11 protein-coding genes are annotated in these 16,256 nt (G+C 49.1%); 7 read left to right on the forward strand and 4 right to left on the reverse strand.

All coding sequences use genetic code 11. From position 1 onward, the window contains the following. The first annotated feature begins 215 nt into the window (after window positions 1-215). On the forward strand, window positions 216-1,280 hold the full coding sequence (locus tag AC3ISQ_RS11435) for a CMD domain-containing protein (RefSeq protein WP_489346554.1): 1,065 nt from the start codon (window positions 216-218) through the stop codon (window positions 1,278-1,280). Here the strand turns inward: AC3ISQ_RS11435 and AC3ISQ_RS11440 are convergent. Beyond that, window positions 1,277-2,173, reverse strand: a complete 897-nt coding sequence (locus AC3ISQ_RS11440; RefSeq protein WP_489346556.1) for a LysR family transcriptional regulator — start codon at window positions 2,171-2,173, stop codon at window positions 1,277-1,279. The two genes, AC3ISQ_RS11435 and AC3ISQ_RS11440, sit on opposite strands and share 4 nt — an antisense overlap. A 47-nt stretch (window positions 2,174-2,220) precedes the next feature. Further along, entirely contained in the window at window positions 2,221-3,390 is a 1,170-nt protein-coding gene (gene dacD, locus AC3ISQ_RS11445) for a serine-type D-Ala-D-Ala carboxypeptidase DacD (protein WP_489346557.1), read from the reverse strand. Window positions 3,391-3,657: 267 nt separating this feature from the next. On the opposite strand from dacD, the gene AC3ISQ_RS11450 reads away from it, so the two are divergent. From AC3ISQ_RS11450 to AC3ISQ_RS11465, 4 genes are all read left to right on the forward strand, one after another. Further along, window positions 3,658-5,976 (forward strand): FdhF/YdeP family oxidoreductase, encoded by a 2,319-nt coding sequence (locus AC3ISQ_RS11450; RefSeq protein ID WP_489346559.1) that lies wholly within the window; start codon window positions 3,658-3,660, stop codon window positions 5,974-5,976. Between the two features lie 287 nt (window positions 5,977-6,263). Further along, on the forward strand, window positions 6,264-7,223 hold the full coding sequence (locus AC3ISQ_RS11455; RefSeq protein WP_489346561.1) for a glycosyltransferase family 2 protein: 960 nt from the start codon (window positions 6,264-6,266) through the stop codon (window positions 7,221-7,223). Next, entirely contained in the window at window positions 7,207-8,748 is a 1,542-nt protein-coding gene (locus AC3ISQ_RS11460) for a glucosyltransferase domain-containing protein (protein ID WP_489346563.1), read from the forward strand. The genes AC3ISQ_RS11455 and AC3ISQ_RS11460 overlap by 17 nt, the downstream gene beginning before the upstream one ends. 110 nt (window positions 8,749-8,858) lie before the next feature. Further along, entirely contained in the window at window positions 8,859-10,793 is a 1,935-nt protein-coding gene (locus AC3ISQ_RS11465; RefSeq protein ID WP_489353248.1) for an exoribonuclease II, read from the forward strand. A gap of 60 nt (window positions 10,794-10,853) precedes the next feature. Here the strand turns inward: AC3ISQ_RS11465 and AC3ISQ_RS11470 are convergent, their stop codons facing one another. Together AC3ISQ_RS11470 and AC3ISQ_RS11475 are read right to left on the reverse strand one after the other, a co-directional pair. Continuing rightward, entirely contained in the window at window positions 10,854-12,179 is a 1,326-nt protein-coding gene (locus tag AC3ISQ_RS11470) for an MFS transporter (protein WP_489346564.1), read from the reverse strand. Window positions 12,180-12,202: 23 nt separating this feature from the next. Then, on the reverse strand, window positions 12,203-13,366 hold the full coding sequence (locus AC3ISQ_RS11475) for a M20 aminoacylase family protein (RefSeq protein WP_489346566.1): 1,164 nt from the start codon (window positions 13,364-13,366) through the stop codon (window positions 12,203-12,205). Window positions 13,367-13,866: 500 nt separating this feature from the next. Here AC3ISQ_RS11475 and AC3ISQ_RS11480 point away from each other — a divergent pair, with 500 nt between their 5' ends. Both AC3ISQ_RS11480 and AC3ISQ_RS11485 read left to right on the forward strand, forming a co-directional pair. Further along, window positions 13,867-15,933 carry a carbon starvation CstA family protein gene (locus AC3ISQ_RS11480; RefSeq protein ID WP_489346568.1) on the forward strand — a complete coding sequence of 689 codons (2,067 nt, stop codon included), beginning with the start codon at window positions 13,867-13,869 and terminating at the stop codon, window positions 15,931-15,933. Next, window positions 15,926-16,225: a YbdD/YjiX family protein gene (locus tag AC3ISQ_RS11485; RefSeq protein WP_489346570.1), complete on the forward strand. Its 300-nt coding sequence runs from the start codon at window positions 15,926-15,928 to the stop codon at window positions 16,223-16,225. The genes AC3ISQ_RS11480 and AC3ISQ_RS11485 overlap by 8 nt, the downstream gene beginning before the upstream one ends. Window positions 16,226-16,256 lie beyond the last annotated feature (31 nt).

The following is a 16,256-nucleotide window of genomic DNA, read 5'->3' on the forward strand; positions in this document are numbered from 1 at the left end:
AGCAATTCCCCGTGGTCGGTTACGGTCGCGGGTTTTCCCTTTCCTCAGCCGCGTTATCCAATCCGCGCAAATACAAATTACATTTTTGTATTATCTAATTATATTTTATGCCGTTTGGTTATTAATTAGTACGTAACATTATTTTGTTCCGTTGATGCCATCGGTGAGTATATCCACATAGTTAAAATCCGTTAAACCACAGGATTTATCTCTGTATGGAATTACGTCGACATCATGCTCAGTGGTATCACGAAACTCAAGGCAGCGGGCGTAGTACAGCACCATTGATGCCTAAACTTGCCAGCGTTGGCGATAGTTTTTTATTTGGCCTAGACAACGTTACCGATCACGCCTTGAAGCAGGCCATCAATGCTCGCAGTCCGGTTTTTAGCGCTTCACGAAACAGTTATCACCAGCTATTTCCTGAGCGGCTAACACTTTCGCGATTTGTGACATTGTCACTCTACGAGCGTCTCAGTACCGCACTCACCGTGGCGCAAGTGACGGGCGTACAATCACTTTGTAGCCACTACGCCGCCCGCCTCGCCCCGCTAGACGGCCCTGAAGCCTCCCGCGAAAGCAATATCCGCCTGACCCAAATCACCCAGTACGCCAGACAACTCGCCAGTCAACCGACGCTCATTTGCAGCAAAGCCTTGCAACAATTGGCCGACGTTGGCCTTAGCCCAGCGGATATTATCGCGTTTTCACAGGTGATTGGTTTTGTCAGCTATCAAGCTCGAGTGAACGCTGGGATTTCTGCGCTAGCGGGTCGCCCCTCGGTGGTTTTACCAGGCTTCCCGACGCAAACAGATGCGGATAACATCGTCTTTAATGAACAGGAATTATCATGGCAGCCCCGGTTGGCGGATACCCATGTCATATTGCACGAACGCAACGCGGTATTTACCCACATTAACGCTGAAGGTTACGGCCTGTCGCCTCGATTGAAAGCGTTGGTGCGATTAGCGGTTTCACGAATCAATGGCAGCCGCTATTGCGCCGCTGTCGCCGCCAATCAGGTGCAAAATAGCGAACTCAGTCGCGCCCTGTTCGATAGCATCGCTGCCGGATTGACCATCAGCCAACAGCCAGTGGCGCAAGCGGTGATCCGTACCGCCAGCGAACTGACTCGAGCCCCGGAGAAATTCTCGCCGCAAAGTGTACAACCGCTGTTTAATTTGGGGTTAAACCCAGCGCAGACATTAGACGTGGTGCTCACCACTGCACTTTACGCTTGGGAAAATCGCCTGCGTTCTAGTTTGGGCGATGTTGATTAGCGCAGCAGCCAGCCTTGTGCTGCATCAAAAAAATGTTGCGCCAACGGTGTCGCGCGTCCAGGCTCGGCGATCACCAACGCTGCATGACGCGACATCGGGGCAATGGCGAGTGATCGCCGCCGTAGCTCTGGTGTCATTTCAGGGAGTAAATTGCCTTGAGGGAATAGTCCACAGCCCAATCCGACGGTAATCGCCTGTAATAGCTGGAAAATCGAGGTGGTTTCCATCCGTGCATGTAATGTCAGTTCCTCCTCACGGAACTGCTGATCCAGATAGCGACGAAAATAGCGCGTCGGCTCAGCTAAACAGAGCGGTAAAGCCGCCACCTCAGTTAAGGTTAACGGTTCATCACCGAGCAACTGTGGGAAATGTTCTGGGTGAAACACCAATTCAACACCACTATCTTCCAACGCCTGAGACTGAAAATGTAATTCTTTCAGTGTGGTCAGCTCAAAGAAACCGATGCCGATATCCACCGTATGTGCCGTTAAGGCTTCCAACAATTGATCGGCACTCAGTACTGACACGCGATAATCTAACTGCGGATATTTTTCGCTGACCGCTTTCAACATCTGCGCCAACGAAATGCTGCATTGCGGCACCGCGCCAATACGCAACGTCCCATTCAATCCATGTTTTAGTGATTCAACTTCCAGCTTCAATCCCTGATAAACCGAAACAATCTCCCGCGCCCACGCCAATACCCGTTCGCCTTCGGCGGTAAAACCTTCGAAGTTATTGCCTCGGTTAATCAATGAAACACCGAGCTCTTTCTCCAAGTTTTTCAATCGCATGGAAAGCGTAGGTTGGCTAACGAAACTGGCTTCCGCCGCCCGGCCAAAATGGCGCTCGCGTTCAAGATTGCACAGGTAGATCAGCTGTTTAATGTCCATTCATAGGCTCGGGTGATGATTTTTGGTGGGAGTTTACACCAACCCCATCAAACCTTCAGCCGCACATAATCTACCAAGCGAGAGAACATGCTGCCTGCGTTGACCGGTTGCAACGCCACCAACGGCAAAGTTTTTAGCACCTTGCCCTCTTCACTGATGCGTACCTCTCCCACGGTTTGATCTTTTTGCAGCGGCGCATCGAGTCGTTTGGTATTTAACACATATTGCGCCTTCAGTTTATCGGCCTGATTTCTGGGCAAACTGAGGTATTCATTTTGCAGCACGCCTACCGATACGTCGTGTTTATCGCCGTACCAGACTTTCTCCTGCCCCAATGTTTCACCGGCTTTGAACATGTGTACGGTGGCGAAATCACGCAATCCCCAAGTCAGTAATTTACGCGCCTGATCTTCGCGTCCTTTGGAGCTTTTCCCGCCCATCACGACCGCGATTAAACGACGATCACCTTCGGTAGCTGTGGCGATAATGCTAAAACCCGCGGCGTCGGTATGACCGGTTTTCATGCCGTCGACATGCAGGGTTTTATCCCACAACAGGCCGTTACGGTTTTGCTGAGTGATGCCGTTCCAAGTCAGTGATTTCTCACTGTACATATGATATTCCGCCGGTTCGCTCATAATAATGGCGCGTGAAATCTGCGCCAGATCCGCAGCCGTAGTGAATTGCCCCGGCGCATCCAACCCGTGCACGGTTTCAAAATGAGTATTTTGCAGACCCAACTGCGCCGCTTTTTGGTTCATCAGATTGACGAAGGCGGCTTGGCTACCTGCCACATAATCTGCCATCGCGACACAAGCATCGTTGCCAGAGTCAATGATAATGCCCCGGCTAAGATCGCGAACAGTGACCCTGTCACCTGGTTTTAAGAACATCAATGAAGAACCTTTAAACACCGGATTCCCAGCGCCCCACGCGTCTTTACCGACGGTCACCACATCGTCCAAACCAATCTTGTGCTGATCGAGCGCATGGTCAATCACTAATCCAGTCATCAATTTGGTTAGGCTCGCTGGGTTACGACGCTCATCGCCGTTATTTTGCGCTAACACTTGGCCGGTGGTGTAATCCATTAATACGTAAGAGGCCGCGTCTATCGTTGGCGGTGTCATGGTGGGAAAACTGAGCGGCGCATCCGCCGCTTGAGTGGACAAAGGCAGTAAAACTCCACAAATAACCGCTAATACTGAACGCTTCACGCAAAAATCCTCAAATAAAAGGCTCATATAATCCGCTAGATAGACTGCACCAAAGCCATGCTGTGCGGAACTCCGACTCTTTTGCAGTGGATGTTAGAGTGCAAGCAGTTGTTTTTTCCGTAACATAGAGTGATAGACCTGCTCTATGCCGCCATTATCCCATTCGATTAGACGCCCTCGTTACATACTCCTAAACTTGTGACATAAATACTCAAAACGCTTAAAAAGGCGTTTACCTTTTAGCTACAAACACCTGCGAAACATAAAATGAAATTCAAAACATCAATCAAGCCGTATACCGGTGCTGCGGGCGGCTGGGGCTCATTGGAAGCCACCACGCGTTATGTCCGTGACAGCAAGCAAACCCTGAAAAACCTGCGTAACCTGATGCGAGTGAACAAAGCACGTGGCTTCGACTGCCCCGGCTGTGCCTGGGGTGATGACAACCACAGCACCTTCAGCTTTTGTGAGAATGGCGCTAAAGCGGTGAGTTGGGAAGCCACACGCAGTAGGGTCACACCGGAGTTCTTCGCCGCCCATAGTGTGAGTACCCTAGCGCAACAAAGTGATTACTTTCTCGAATACCAAGGGCGACTCACCCACCCAATGCGTTACGACGCCAAAAGCGATCATTACCAACCGATCGCCTGGTCAGAGGCGCTGACACTGATCGCTCAACATATCAAGCAGATGGATAACCCGAATCAGATCGAGTTATACACTTCTGGCCGCGCTAGCAATGAGTCCTCTTACCTGTATCAATTGTTTGGCCGCATGTTAGGAACCAGCAACTTCCCAGATTGCTCCAACATGTGCCACGAAGCCAGCGGCAGCGGGCTGAAACAGAGTATCGGCGTGGGCAAAGGCACCATCCGCATGGAAGATTTTGAATATGCGGATGCTATTTTCGTCTTTGGTCAGAATCCCGGCACTAACCACCCACGCATGTTACACAGTTTGAAAAATGCAGCGGCACGTGGTGCGCGGATCGTCAGTTTTAATACGCTGCGTGAACGAGGCTTGGAGCGCTTTGCCGATCCACAAAGCCCGATTCAAATGCTGACGCCAAAATCCTCGCCTATCAGCTCTGCTTATTATCAGCCCAATTTGGGCGGTGATATGGCAGCAGTGCGCGGCATGGTGAAAGCGTTATTAGAAAGTCATCGTCAGCAATTGGCAGCCGGTCAATCTGGTGTGTTTGATCTGGCGTTTATCGAACAGCATAGCGTGGGCGTCGAAGCCTATTTGGCGCAGGTCGATGCTACCGGCTGGCAACAGATCATCCAACAATCTGGTTTGAGCGAAGAACAAATTCGTCAGGCCGCCAGCATTTATCAGGGTGCACCGCGAGTGATCTGCACTTGGGCGATGGGCGTAACGCAACATAAACACTCGATCGCCACGGTGCGGGAAATCACCAATCTGCAATTACTGTTCGGCCAGTTGGGTAAACCGGGGGCGGGCTTGTGTCCAGTGCGTGGTCACAGTAATGTGCAAGGCAATCGCACCATGGGGATTGACGAGAAGGCACCGAAAGCCCTGCTCGACAGTCTGGAACAGCACTTTGATTTCACGCCGCGTAGAGAACCTGGTCACAACACCGTCGAAGCCATCGAAGCGATGCTGCGTGGCGAAGTCAAAGTGTTAATCGCTCTGGGTGGTAACTTGGCGGCGGCAGCACCGGATAGCGAACGTACTGCACAAGCGCTGCGTCACTGTGATTTGACGGTGCATATCAGCACCAAGCTCAACCGCAGCCATTTGGTAACCGGTAAAGATGCGTTAATCTTACCGACGTTGGGGCGTACCGAGTTAGATATGCAAGCCAGCGGCCCGCAATTTATCACCGTAGAAGATTCATTCAGCATGGTGCACGCCTCGGAAGGCATCAACAAACCGTTAGCGGACAGCCAATGGTCGGAAACGGCGATCGTCTGCGCCATCGCCGACGCAGTTTTAGGTAGCCAGCAACTAGATTGGCTGGAGTTGGCCGATGACTATTCATTAATCCGCAATCATATCGCCGCGACAATTCCCGGATTTAAAGATTTCAATCCGCGCTGCGAACAACCCGGCGGCTTTTATTTAGGTAATGCCGCGGCCGAGTTCCGTTTCGCCACGCCAAGCGGTAAGGCCGAATTTAGCGCTGCCACACTACCAAGCACCCTGTTCCCACAATTGGGCGACGAAAAAGCGCCGTTTACATTGCAAACCTTACGTTCGCACGATCAATACAACACCACCATTTATGGTTTGGATGACCGCTACCGTGGCGTCTATGGGCAACGTGAAGTGTTGTTCATCAACCCAGAGGATTTAGCGGAGCTGGGGATGCAAGATGGTGAGTTGATAGAGATCGAAACCCTATGGAATGATGGTATCACCCGTAAGGTCAGCGGTTTCAAACTGGTGAGCTACGCCATTCCACGTGGCAACTTGGCCGCTTACTATCCAGAAACTAACCCATTGGTACCTTTAGCGAGTTTTGGTGACGGCACCGGCACACCGACTTCTAAGTCGATTCCGGTGGTCATTCGCCCTTGGAAAACACAAGGTGAAATACCTCTTCTTCAGCTTAAGAGCTAATCAGGAAACTTTATTCCCCCCGTTCATGATGTATGCATAGCGATTTAATAAACACCTATTAACTCTGCGTTTAAGGTGCTTAAAAATTATAATTTATAGGATATAAAAATTTGGTATGACATATGCTATATAACATATGTCATATTACACCTTCTATTACTAGGACATTAGACAGGAAAACCAAGACGTTCTAAAAAATCTTAATTTTTCTTTATGTTTTTTTCTTGCATAAGTCTGACATGTGACTACCTTTATTCAAGGTTTGTCGTATTCAGGAAAGAAACGTCATGATTTTATCTATTGTGGTACCTGTATTTAATGAAGAGTCTGCAATTCCGGTATTTTTTCAGACAATTCGCAATGTCCACCCTCTTAATGAGGATTATATTGTAGAAATTGTGTTCGTAAATGATGGTAGCACTGACAATACAAAATCAGTTATTTGTTCACTTCAGCAACTTGATAGTCACATCGTACTAATCAATTTCAGCCGGAATTTTGGCAAAGAAGCGGCTCTTTTTGCCGGGTTGAAACATGCGTCAGGGGATGCCGTTATCCCGATGGATGTTGATATGCAAGATCCTGTTAGTCTGTTACCTGAGCTGGTCTCTCAATGGAAGTTGGGGGCAGATGTCGTCCTGGCCAAACGTATTAATCGCAGTACGGATAGTTTCCTTAAACGCATTAGTGCTTCAGGTTATTATTTCATTCATAACATGCTCAGCAAGGAGCGCATTGAGCATAATGTCGGTGATTTTCGGCTGATGTCTCGTGAATTAGTCGATAAGATTATTAACTTGCCAGAAAGAACGCTATTTATGAAAGGTCTGATGGCTTGGGTGGGAGGAAAAACGGCAATTGTTGAATACCAACGTACAGAAAGAGTTACCGGAAAAACTAAGTTCAGCGGATGGAAATTGTGGAATCTCGCACTCGATGGCATAACATCCTTCTCAACCCTTCCCCTTCGAGTCTGGACTTATATTGGGTTAATTATAGCATTAGGTTCTATTTTTTATGGTTGTTGGGTGATCATTTCAAAGTTGATATGGGGAAATGCTGTACCTGGCTACGCATCTTTGATGACTGTATTACTTTTCTCCGGTGGGATACAACTTATCGGTATTGGTGTTCTCGGTGAATATATAAGTCGCATTTTTGTAGAAGCAAAAAACAGACCGAGATATATCATTGACAGTATTACACCCGATAAGGTTAATATAAATAAGGATGATGATGGAAAATAAAACAAGAGACCTGGCGTATTCTAATACACCAGAAGAGATAGGTTTTTCCCAGACGGAACGTTCTCGCCTAATAACGATTTTTTTTATCACACTGGCATTTGCTCTTCTTGTTAGCGCTCCTCTCTGGAGTAATAAGGTCTATTACGGCGATGACTTTTTACGTCTTTACACCGGAGATGCTAGCACTTGGACTTCAAATGGCCGCCCGTTAACTACCGCGTTGCAGTTCCTCCTGACATTCAGTACCACTATAAATGATATATCTCCTATTCCATTGTTTGTAGGGATTACATTTCTGAGTTTTGCTTCCGCACTGTTCGTTTCCAGTTTGCAAACGAAGTTATCACTAGTACAGATGATACTTCTATCGTTGGGTATAGTAGTTAACCCCTTCTTTGCACAACCAATGCTTTATATTTGGGATTCTGTCAGTATCCTCAGTGCATTTTCGCTGGCTATGTTAGCTGCTATTTATCATTCCTCTAGTCAACTCAAGAGTCTAGCAATAACCACTGCGCTACTTTTATGCATGTTGATGTTGTATCAAATTAGTACTAACCTTTATCTGTCTTGTGTAATTATTAGCGTCTACTGTTTTATTTGTCGGCAACAGCCTATTCTACGCTTTATACTGACTAAGGCTTGTGCCATCGTTATTGCAGTATTGATATACAAAACCTTTATTGCCTCTGCATTAATAGCCGATGACTACAGCATAGAGCAAAGCCAACTGGTTACTTTCGATACCAACTTTTTTGCGCTCCTATCAACCAATTTATTAAATTTTTTCACTCTCATGCAACTTGCTTTCCCTGGATGGAGAGTAATTTTAATCCTGTTACCCACCCTTCTTATGTTCGTGTGCACAATAATCAAAGTCATAGAGTTAAACCGGAATAAAACGCGCCCTTATCGTATTCCCGTCATCATCATTTCCTTGCTTTCTCCATTACTCATAATATTGATGATTCCAGGGGTCTCGTTGTTCCTGAATGTTCCGGTAGTGGCGCCCAGAGCTATGCCTGCTTATAGTGCCTTTACGCTCTTTTGTATGCTAGTTACGTTCTCCATTATCCCTCGGTGGTTGTGCGGCCCAGTCATTGTCGCCTTTATTATCAGCATCATGTACGCATCTGTAACAATGGTGGCAATTTTCAATACGATGATAAAAGAACAAAGTTATCTGTCATCCGTCATGTGGATGATTAAAGCCGATGTAGCACGTACGCAAACGGCAAAAAATATCACTTTCATTAATACCATTAAAACATTCCCCGATGCCGAACTCACCCGTAATGTATTTCCACTGATTAAAACAGTTGACCCCGCGGTTTCACGATATACTTATCAGTATTTTTTCATGAATAGAAACGTAGGGCTGCCTATCATTAAAACCACAGGAGAAATGCTCCATTTCAAGCCAGAAAGCTACATATCTAAAAGCTGTGATTACCGTTTGTTTATATTAAAAGAAACAGCTGTAGTGGATTTTAATACCTATTGTGATGCTAAAAATGAACGTTAGCCGTGCCGTAACACGGTAAAAGCATGAGGTTAAGCTTGCCCACAGCAGGTGATTCGCGTAAAACTGTCAGCCGCAAATCTTGCCACTCACAAACCCATTTACTGGACGATATGTTTCAAGATAACCCGCTGCTGGCGCAGCTTAAACAGCAACTTCACTCTCAGACTCCACGCGTTGAAGGCGTCGTAAAAGGTACTGAGAAAGGCTTTGGCTTTCTTGAGGCTGACGGTCAAAAAAGCTATTTCATTCCACCACCGCAGATGAAGAAAGTAATGCATGGCGATCGCATCACTGCGACCCTGCATACCGAAAAGGAACGCGAGATCGCTGAGCCTGAAGAGCTGATCGAGCCCTTCCTGTCACGCTTTGTTGGTCGCGTGCAAAAGAAAGACGATCGCCTATCCATCGTTCCCGATCATCCGTTGCTAAAAGATGCGATCCAATGCCGTCCTGCGCGCGATCTGAAGCATGATTTCCAAGCCGGTGATTGGGCAGTCGCAGAAATGCGCCGCCATCCGCTGAAAGGCGATCGCGGGTTCTATGCTGATCTCACCCACTTTATTACCGATGCAGAAGACCATTTCGCACCTTGGTGGGTCACATTGGCACGCCATAATCTGGAAAAAGAAGCCCCAGAGATGGTGGCCATCAGCGAGCCAAAGGCCACATTGCCGCGTGAAGATCTGACCGCGTTGGAGTTTGTCACTATCGACAGCGCCAGCACCGAAGATATGGACGATGCACTATACGTGCAGGACAACGGTGACGGTTCACTGCAACTGACCATCGCGATTGCCGACCCTACCGCATATGTAGAACAAGGTAGTCAGTTGGATGAAATCGCCCGCGTACGTGCTTTCACCAACTATCTGCCGGGCTTCAATATCCCAATGTTGCCGCGCGATCTGTCCGACAACCTATGCTCATTGCGTCCTAACGAACGCCGTCCAGTACTGGCTTGCCGCGTGACCATCGCCGCCGATGGCGCATTGGGTAACGATATTCAGTTCTTCACCGCCGAGATCGAATCTAAATCTAAACTGGTTTATGACGAAGTTTCCGATTGGCTGGACGGCATTACCGGTTGGCAGCCACCGAGTGAAGCTATCGCTCAACAAATCACACTGCTGAAACGCGTTTGTGATGCCCGTAACAGTTGGCGTCATCAACATGCGTTGGTGTTCAAAGACCGTCCTGATTATCGCTTCGTATTGGGTGAGAAAGGCGACGTGCTGGAAATCATCACCGAGCAACGCCGTTCCGCCAACCGCATCGTTGAAGAGTGCATGATTGCAGCTAACGTTTGTGCCGCCATCGTGCTGCGCGATCGTTTGGGCTTTGGTATCTACAACGTGCACAACGGTTTCGATCCTGCGCTCATTGAGCAAGCGGTGACCGTCTTGCAAGCCAACGGTGTAAAAGCTGAGGCAGAAAAACTGCTGACGCTGGAAGGTTTCTGCGAGCTACGTCGTCATTTGGATTCACAACCGACGCAATTCCTCGATAGCCGCATCCGTCGTTTCCAAACTTTTGCTGAGATCAGCACCACGCCGGGGCCTCATTTTGGTCTGGGGCTGGAGGCTTATGCCACTTGGACTTCGCCAATTCGTAAATACGGCGATATGGTTAACCATCGCCTGCTGAAAGCCATTATTGCTGACCAAGCCGCAGAGAAACCGCAGGACGAAATTACAGCACAATTGACAGAGCGTCGCCGTTTTAACCGCATGGCAGAGCGTGATGTCGGTGACTGGCTGTATGCCCGTTACTTGAAAGACAAGGCCGGTACCGATGAGCGTTTCAATGCAGAAATCATCGATGTGACTCGCGGTGGTCTGCGCGTGCGTTTGGTAGACAACGGTGCCGTTGCCTTCATTCCTGCGCCATTCATCCATGCGATACGTGATGAGATGGTCTGTAGCCAAGAAACTGGCACTGTGCAGGTGAAAGGTGAAGTGGTTTACCGTCAGAGCGACAGCTTGCAGGTCAACATCGCCGAAGTGCGGATGGAAACCCGTAACGTGATTGCCAAGCCGGTGGTGTAACCTTTAGCGCTAGAACGATTGAGGGGCGATAACCAAACGGTATCGCCCCTTTTCTTTGGTTTATTGCAACGAAATCCTACCGGTTTCTTGCAGCAACGGTACAACAACCAATGACACGATAGTTGCCAAAACCAGGTACCCCGCAGGAGCCAGCAGTGATCCGGTCAGTTCGATCGACTGAGTAGCAAAATATTGGGCAAAACCACCGAAGATAGCGACGCCCAAGCTATAGACCAAGGCGAACCCCACTGCTCGAATATTTTTCGGGAACAGTTCAGAAATCACCAACATCGTCGGTACTGAGCCGATAGTGGTCAGCGTGATCAATACCAAGACCACCAGCAGCAATACGACGGGATGCGGTATTGCGACCAATAACCAAAACGCAGGGAATGCGATAATCAACAGCGCCACGCGTGACCACAGGATCAATGGCAAACGCCCGATGCGATCGCACCAAGTACCGACTAATAAACTGCCGCCAAACGTGATCAATCCGGCGAGCAACATCGCGGCATAAGCATACGGCTGCGCCATACCTAGATATTTCACTGCATAAGTCCCGAGATAATACATAGAAATATAAGTGGCAACTGTCGCACCAATAGTCAACATCACACCAATAACAACCACTCGCGTATGTTGCCGCAGCGTGTGTCCGAGCGATGGCGTTTCCTCACTCTTGCCCTGAACAACCTCTGGGCGATCGTTTTCCAGATTGATACGTAACCAGCAACCCAGTGGAGCCAGTAAAATGCCAATAAAGAACGGCACTCGCCAACCCCAACTGGCCATAACCTCTGGATCGCCTGTGATCGCCGGTAGCGCGGCACTCAATGCCAATGCCGTGAGACCGCCAAAAATAGTGGCGATCCCTTGCGTTGCTAACTGCCAACTGGAATAGAAGCCACGTCGGTTAGGCGGGGCCGACTCCACCAACATCGACATCGACGCCCCCACTTCTCCTCCCGCCGCAATACCTTGAATCAAACGCGCCGCCACTAGCGTTACCGTGCCCCAATAACCGGCACTGACGTAGGTCGGTGCGAAACCGATCATCGCCGTACCCAAGGTCATGAGCGAAATAGTCAAAATCATCGCGGATTTACGACCGCAACGGTCGGCATAAGCACCAATCAGAATGCCGCCTAATGGGCGCATGAAGAAACTGACACCAAAGGTAGCAAACGCCAGCAATAACCCTAGATTCGGATCGCTAGAGGGTGGGAAAAATAACACGCTAATATAAATAACGAAGAAGTTATAAATACCAAAATCGAAAAACTCTAATGCATTACCAAAAGAGGCGGCGAAAATAACTTTCTTGCCACCAGTCACTTTCTTTTCAGCTAAATCATCTACCGATGAAAGCGTATTATCTGACATATTTCCTCCGTGAAACCATCGTCCTATTTTAAATAGGCTTCCACCAACGCTCCCCAATAATGGCTTCCCGCGACCAAACACTGATCGTTAAAGTCATAACCTGGGTTATGCACCATGCAACTTCCCTCACCATCACCGTTGCCGATGATCAGATAACAGCCTTGCGGATGTGCATCGAGCATAAAGGCAAAGTCCTCACTGCCCATCAATGGTTTGGTGCCATAGTGGCTTTTACTTTCGCCAAACTGCGTGACCGCCACATCGTGGGCAAAACGGGTCATGACCTCGTCGTTAACCAGTACTGGCGTGCCATTGACGTGTTCAACTGTCGCCGTGGCACCAAAGCTTTCCGCTTGAGCCTTCGCCAGTTCAGGAATACGTTTCAACAAAATTTCACGCGCCGCACGGCTCAGAGAGCGCACGCTGAGTTTCATTTCGGCACTATCTGGGATCACATTGGGTGCTTGCCCTGCTTGGATGCTGCCGACGGTAATCACCGCAGAATCCAGCGCATCAATATTTCGGGAAATAATACTTTGCAATGCGACGGTAATGTGGGAAGACACCAGCACCGGATCGATCGCCAAGTGTGGCATAGCACCGTGACCACCACGCCCATGCACGGTAATCGTGAACTGATCCATTGACGCCATAAATGCGCCATGTTGGAAGAAGAACTCCCCAACCGGCATCCCCGGCATATTGTGCATGGCGAAAATCGCATCACAGGGGAATTGCTCGAACAGCCCCTGTTCAACCATCACCGCACCACCGTTCAACATTTCTTCAGCCGGTTGGAAAATCAGGTTTAGTGTACCGTTGAAATTACGTGTTTGCGCTAGGTAGCGTGCGGCTCCCAATAACATGGTGGTATGACCGTCGTGACCACAAGCATGCATCTGGTTTTCGATAGTGCTAGACCAAGGTTTACCATTATTTTCTTTGATAGGTAACGCATCCATATCGGCACGAATACCGATGCGTTTATTACCATCACCGACCTTCAAGGTTCCTATTACCCCAGTTCCCGCCAACCCCCGATGAACTTCATAACCCCAAGACTTGAGATAATCGGCAACTAAATCACTGGTACGGAATTCTTTAAAACCTAACTCCGGATGCTGGTGAATATCATGTCGGATAGCAGTAAGTTGCGACGAGAAACCATTAATAATTTCATTTATCATAATTTCATCCATTTTATTAATTAACCATTCCCTTCGTGAATGTGTGGATATCTCACGAATTGAAAGATATATCACAGATAATTTTATTTAGGCAGTAGTTACAAGATGACAATAAGTATCTCGAATGAAAATTTCGCTATATACCCGTCATACTTGAAGCTGCATCTGTGTTGGCTACGTTCACGCACCCGAATCACTTACTGGCGTAAGCTCATCGGGATTTGCTCACTTGCCGCCTTGATGCAACTCCAATTATTTTGGGTATAAATGCGAGTTATCACTCAGAAAAAAGTAATCAGCGTGAAATCGAGCCTTGTTCGACGAACGTTTTCCTTGCACTTTTCCTGATTCATCATGTTGTTTTTCTTCAAAACTCTACCAGCATCACATTTCTCATCCGATCAGCTTCTCTTCGCGGCCAAAACTCCTATTTTTAACCAGTAGTTACAACTTAATAACAACATAGTTCCCTACCTCTGCACTCCAAGGAGTTTCTGATCATGAAAAACGTCAAGTCCGGGGTTATCTGGCTGGCGGTCGCAGTAGTCGGTGCATTTGCTTTTGCCATGCTGGCACTCAGCCGTGGCGAACATGTCAATGCAGTCTGGCTCGTTGTGGCTTCCGTCGCCTGCTATAGCATCGCCTATCGTTTCTACAGCCTATTTATTGCTAAAAATATTTTTGAATTGGACGATCGCCGCCTGACACCGGCAGAACGTCGCAATGATGGGCTGGACTATGTGCCCACCAATAAATGGGTGCTATTTGGTCACCACTTTGCTGCCATCGCTGGTGCGGGGCCGTTAGTCGGCCCTATTTTGGCGGCACAAATGGGCTTCCTGCCGGGCACTATCTGGATCTTGGTCGGTGTGATGATGGCCGGTGCGGTGCAGGACTTCCTGATCCTGTTCATCTCTACCCGTCGCGACGGACGTTCGCTGGGCGAGATGGCTAAGCAGGAGTTGGGCGCTTTCGCCGGGGTGATCACCATGCTTGGCGCGCTGGGGGTGATGATTATCATTCTGTCAGCCTTGGCGTTAGTGGTGGTGAAAGCCTTGGCAGACAGTCCGTGGGGGCTATTCACCATTGCGGCCACCATTCCCATCGCTCTGCTGATGGGCGTTTATATGCGCTTTATCCGCCCCGGTAAAATCGCTGAAGTTTCCGTGATCGGTTTCGTGCTGATGATGTTGGCGATTATCTATGGCGGTAACGTCGCACAACACCCGTATTGGGGTCCGTTCTTTACCTTGCACGGCACCACCCTGACCTGGGTGCTGGTTGTCTACGGTTTCATCGCTTCGGTGCTGCCGGTTTGGTTACTGCTGGCTCCACGTGACTATCTCTCTACCTTCCTAAAAATCGGCGTTATCGTCGGGCTGGCGATTGGTATCGTCTTCGCTATGCCAGAAATGAAGATGCCTGCGGTATCTCGCTTTATTGATGGTAGTGGTCCGGTATTCTCCGGGGCGATGTTCCCGTTCCTGTTTATCACCATTGCCTGTGGCGCGATCTCCGGCTTCCACGCATTGGTTTCCAGCGGTACGACGCCAAAACTGATTGAGCGTGAAAGCCATATTCGCTTTATCGGCTACGGTGCAATGTTGATGGAATCGTTCGTTGCCATCATGGCGCTGATTTGTGCTTCGGTGTTAGATCCGGGCGTGTACTTCGCCATGAACTCACCCAAAGCGTTAATTGGTGAAACAGTACAAAGTGCCGCGCAGGTCATCAATACCTGGGGCTTTATCGTGACGCCGGAAACGCTGGCGATGATCGCTAAAGACGTCGGCGAGAACTCGATTCTGTCCCGTGCGGGTGGTGCACCGACCTTCGCCGTCGGGATGGCACATATCATTACTGAGGTGTTTAACAGCCGTGCAATGATGGCGTTCTGGTATCACTTCGCCATTCTGTTTGAAGCCCTGTTCATCCTGACCGCCGTCGATGCCGGTACCCGCGCCTGCCGCTTTATGGTGCAGGATCTGGTCGGCGTGGTGATCCCTCGTTTGGCAAACAACCGCTCTTGGTTTGGTAATCTGGCAGGGACCACTGTGGCGGTCGCGGGTTGGGGCTTCTTCGTTTACCAAGGGGTGGTCGACCCACTCGGTGGGATCAACACCCTATGGCCGCTGTTCGGTATCGGTAACCAGATGCTGGCGTCAATGGCACTAATCCTCGGTACCGTGGTGTTGTTCAAAATGAAGAAACAGCGCTACGCTTGGGTGACGATCCTGCCGACCGTTTGGCTGTTTATTACGTCGATGACCGCCGGTTGGCAGAAGATCTTCCATGAGAAACCGAGTATCGGCTTCTTGGCTCAGGCGAAAAAATTCTCAACCGGTATCGAACAAGGCATCCTTATCGCTCCAGCCAAATCGCTGAAAGATATGGAAACCATCGTATTCAGCAACCAAATTAACGCCGCGCTCTGTGCGTTCTTTATGCTGGTCGCTATCACTATGTTGATTTCGGCGTTCTTCGTTATTCGTCGTGCATTGAATTCGAATAAGCCAACGACGAATGAAACTGAAATTGTTCTGCGTGAGGAAACTAGCCGTGTCTAAACTGGTTTATCAACACCAACCGCAAGGCTCACCGCGTATTTTGCGCTGCCTGCCGTTGCAACAGCGGGAAGCCAAGCCACGAACCCGCTGGCAATGGGTGAGGCTGATTGCTCGACGTTGTGCGCAAAGTTTCCGATTGATGGTCGGGGTGCATGACTACGGTAATTATGTGAACCATATGCGTTTGCATCATCCGGATAAAACGCCGATGACCGAACGTGAATTCCATCGCTACTGTTTGGAAGCCCGCTTCCCCAGTGAGGGAGGAAAAGTGGGCAAGTGTCCATGCTAAAAACACCGCGGGCGCATTAGCGCCCGCATTG

The organism is Serratia sp. KH_031 (genome assembly GCF_057839655.1).

Bases quoted from the DNA above. Each gene is read 5' to 3' on its own strand.
- AC3ISQ_RS11435 (WP_489346554.1), top strand. From the start codon at position 216: ATGGAATTACGTCGACATCATGCTCAGTGGTATCACGAAACTCAAGGC.
- AC3ISQ_RS11440 (WP_489346556.1), bottom strand. From the start codon at position 2,173: ATGGACATTAAACAGCTGATCTACCTGTGCAATCTTGAACGCGAGCGC.
- AC3ISQ_RS11450 (WP_489346559.1), top strand. From the start codon at position 3,658: ATGAAATTCAAAACATCAATCAAGCCGTATACCGGTGCTGCGGGCGGC.
- AC3ISQ_RS11455 (WP_489346561.1), top strand. From the start codon at position 6,264: ATGATTTTATCTATTGTGGTACCTGTATTTAATGAAGAGTCTGCAATT.
- AC3ISQ_RS11460 (WP_489346563.1), top strand. From the start codon at position 7,207: ATGATGATGGAAAATAAAACAAGAGACCTGGCGTATTCTAATACACCA.
- AC3ISQ_RS11465 (WP_489353248.1), top strand. From the start codon at position 8,859: ATGTTTCAAGATAACCCGCTGCTGGCGCAGCTTAAACAGCAACTTCAC.
- AC3ISQ_RS11470 (WP_489346564.1), bottom strand. From the start codon at position 12,179: ATGTCAGATAATACGCTTTCATCGGTAGATGATTTAGCTGAAAAGAAA.
- AC3ISQ_RS11475 (WP_489346566.1), bottom strand. From the start codon at position 13,366: ATGATAAATGAAATTATTAATGGTTTCTCGTCGCAACTTACTGCTATC.
- AC3ISQ_RS11480 (WP_489346568.1), top strand. From the start codon at position 13,867: ATGAAAAACGTCAAGTCCGGGGTTATCTGGCTGGCGGTCGCAGTAGTC.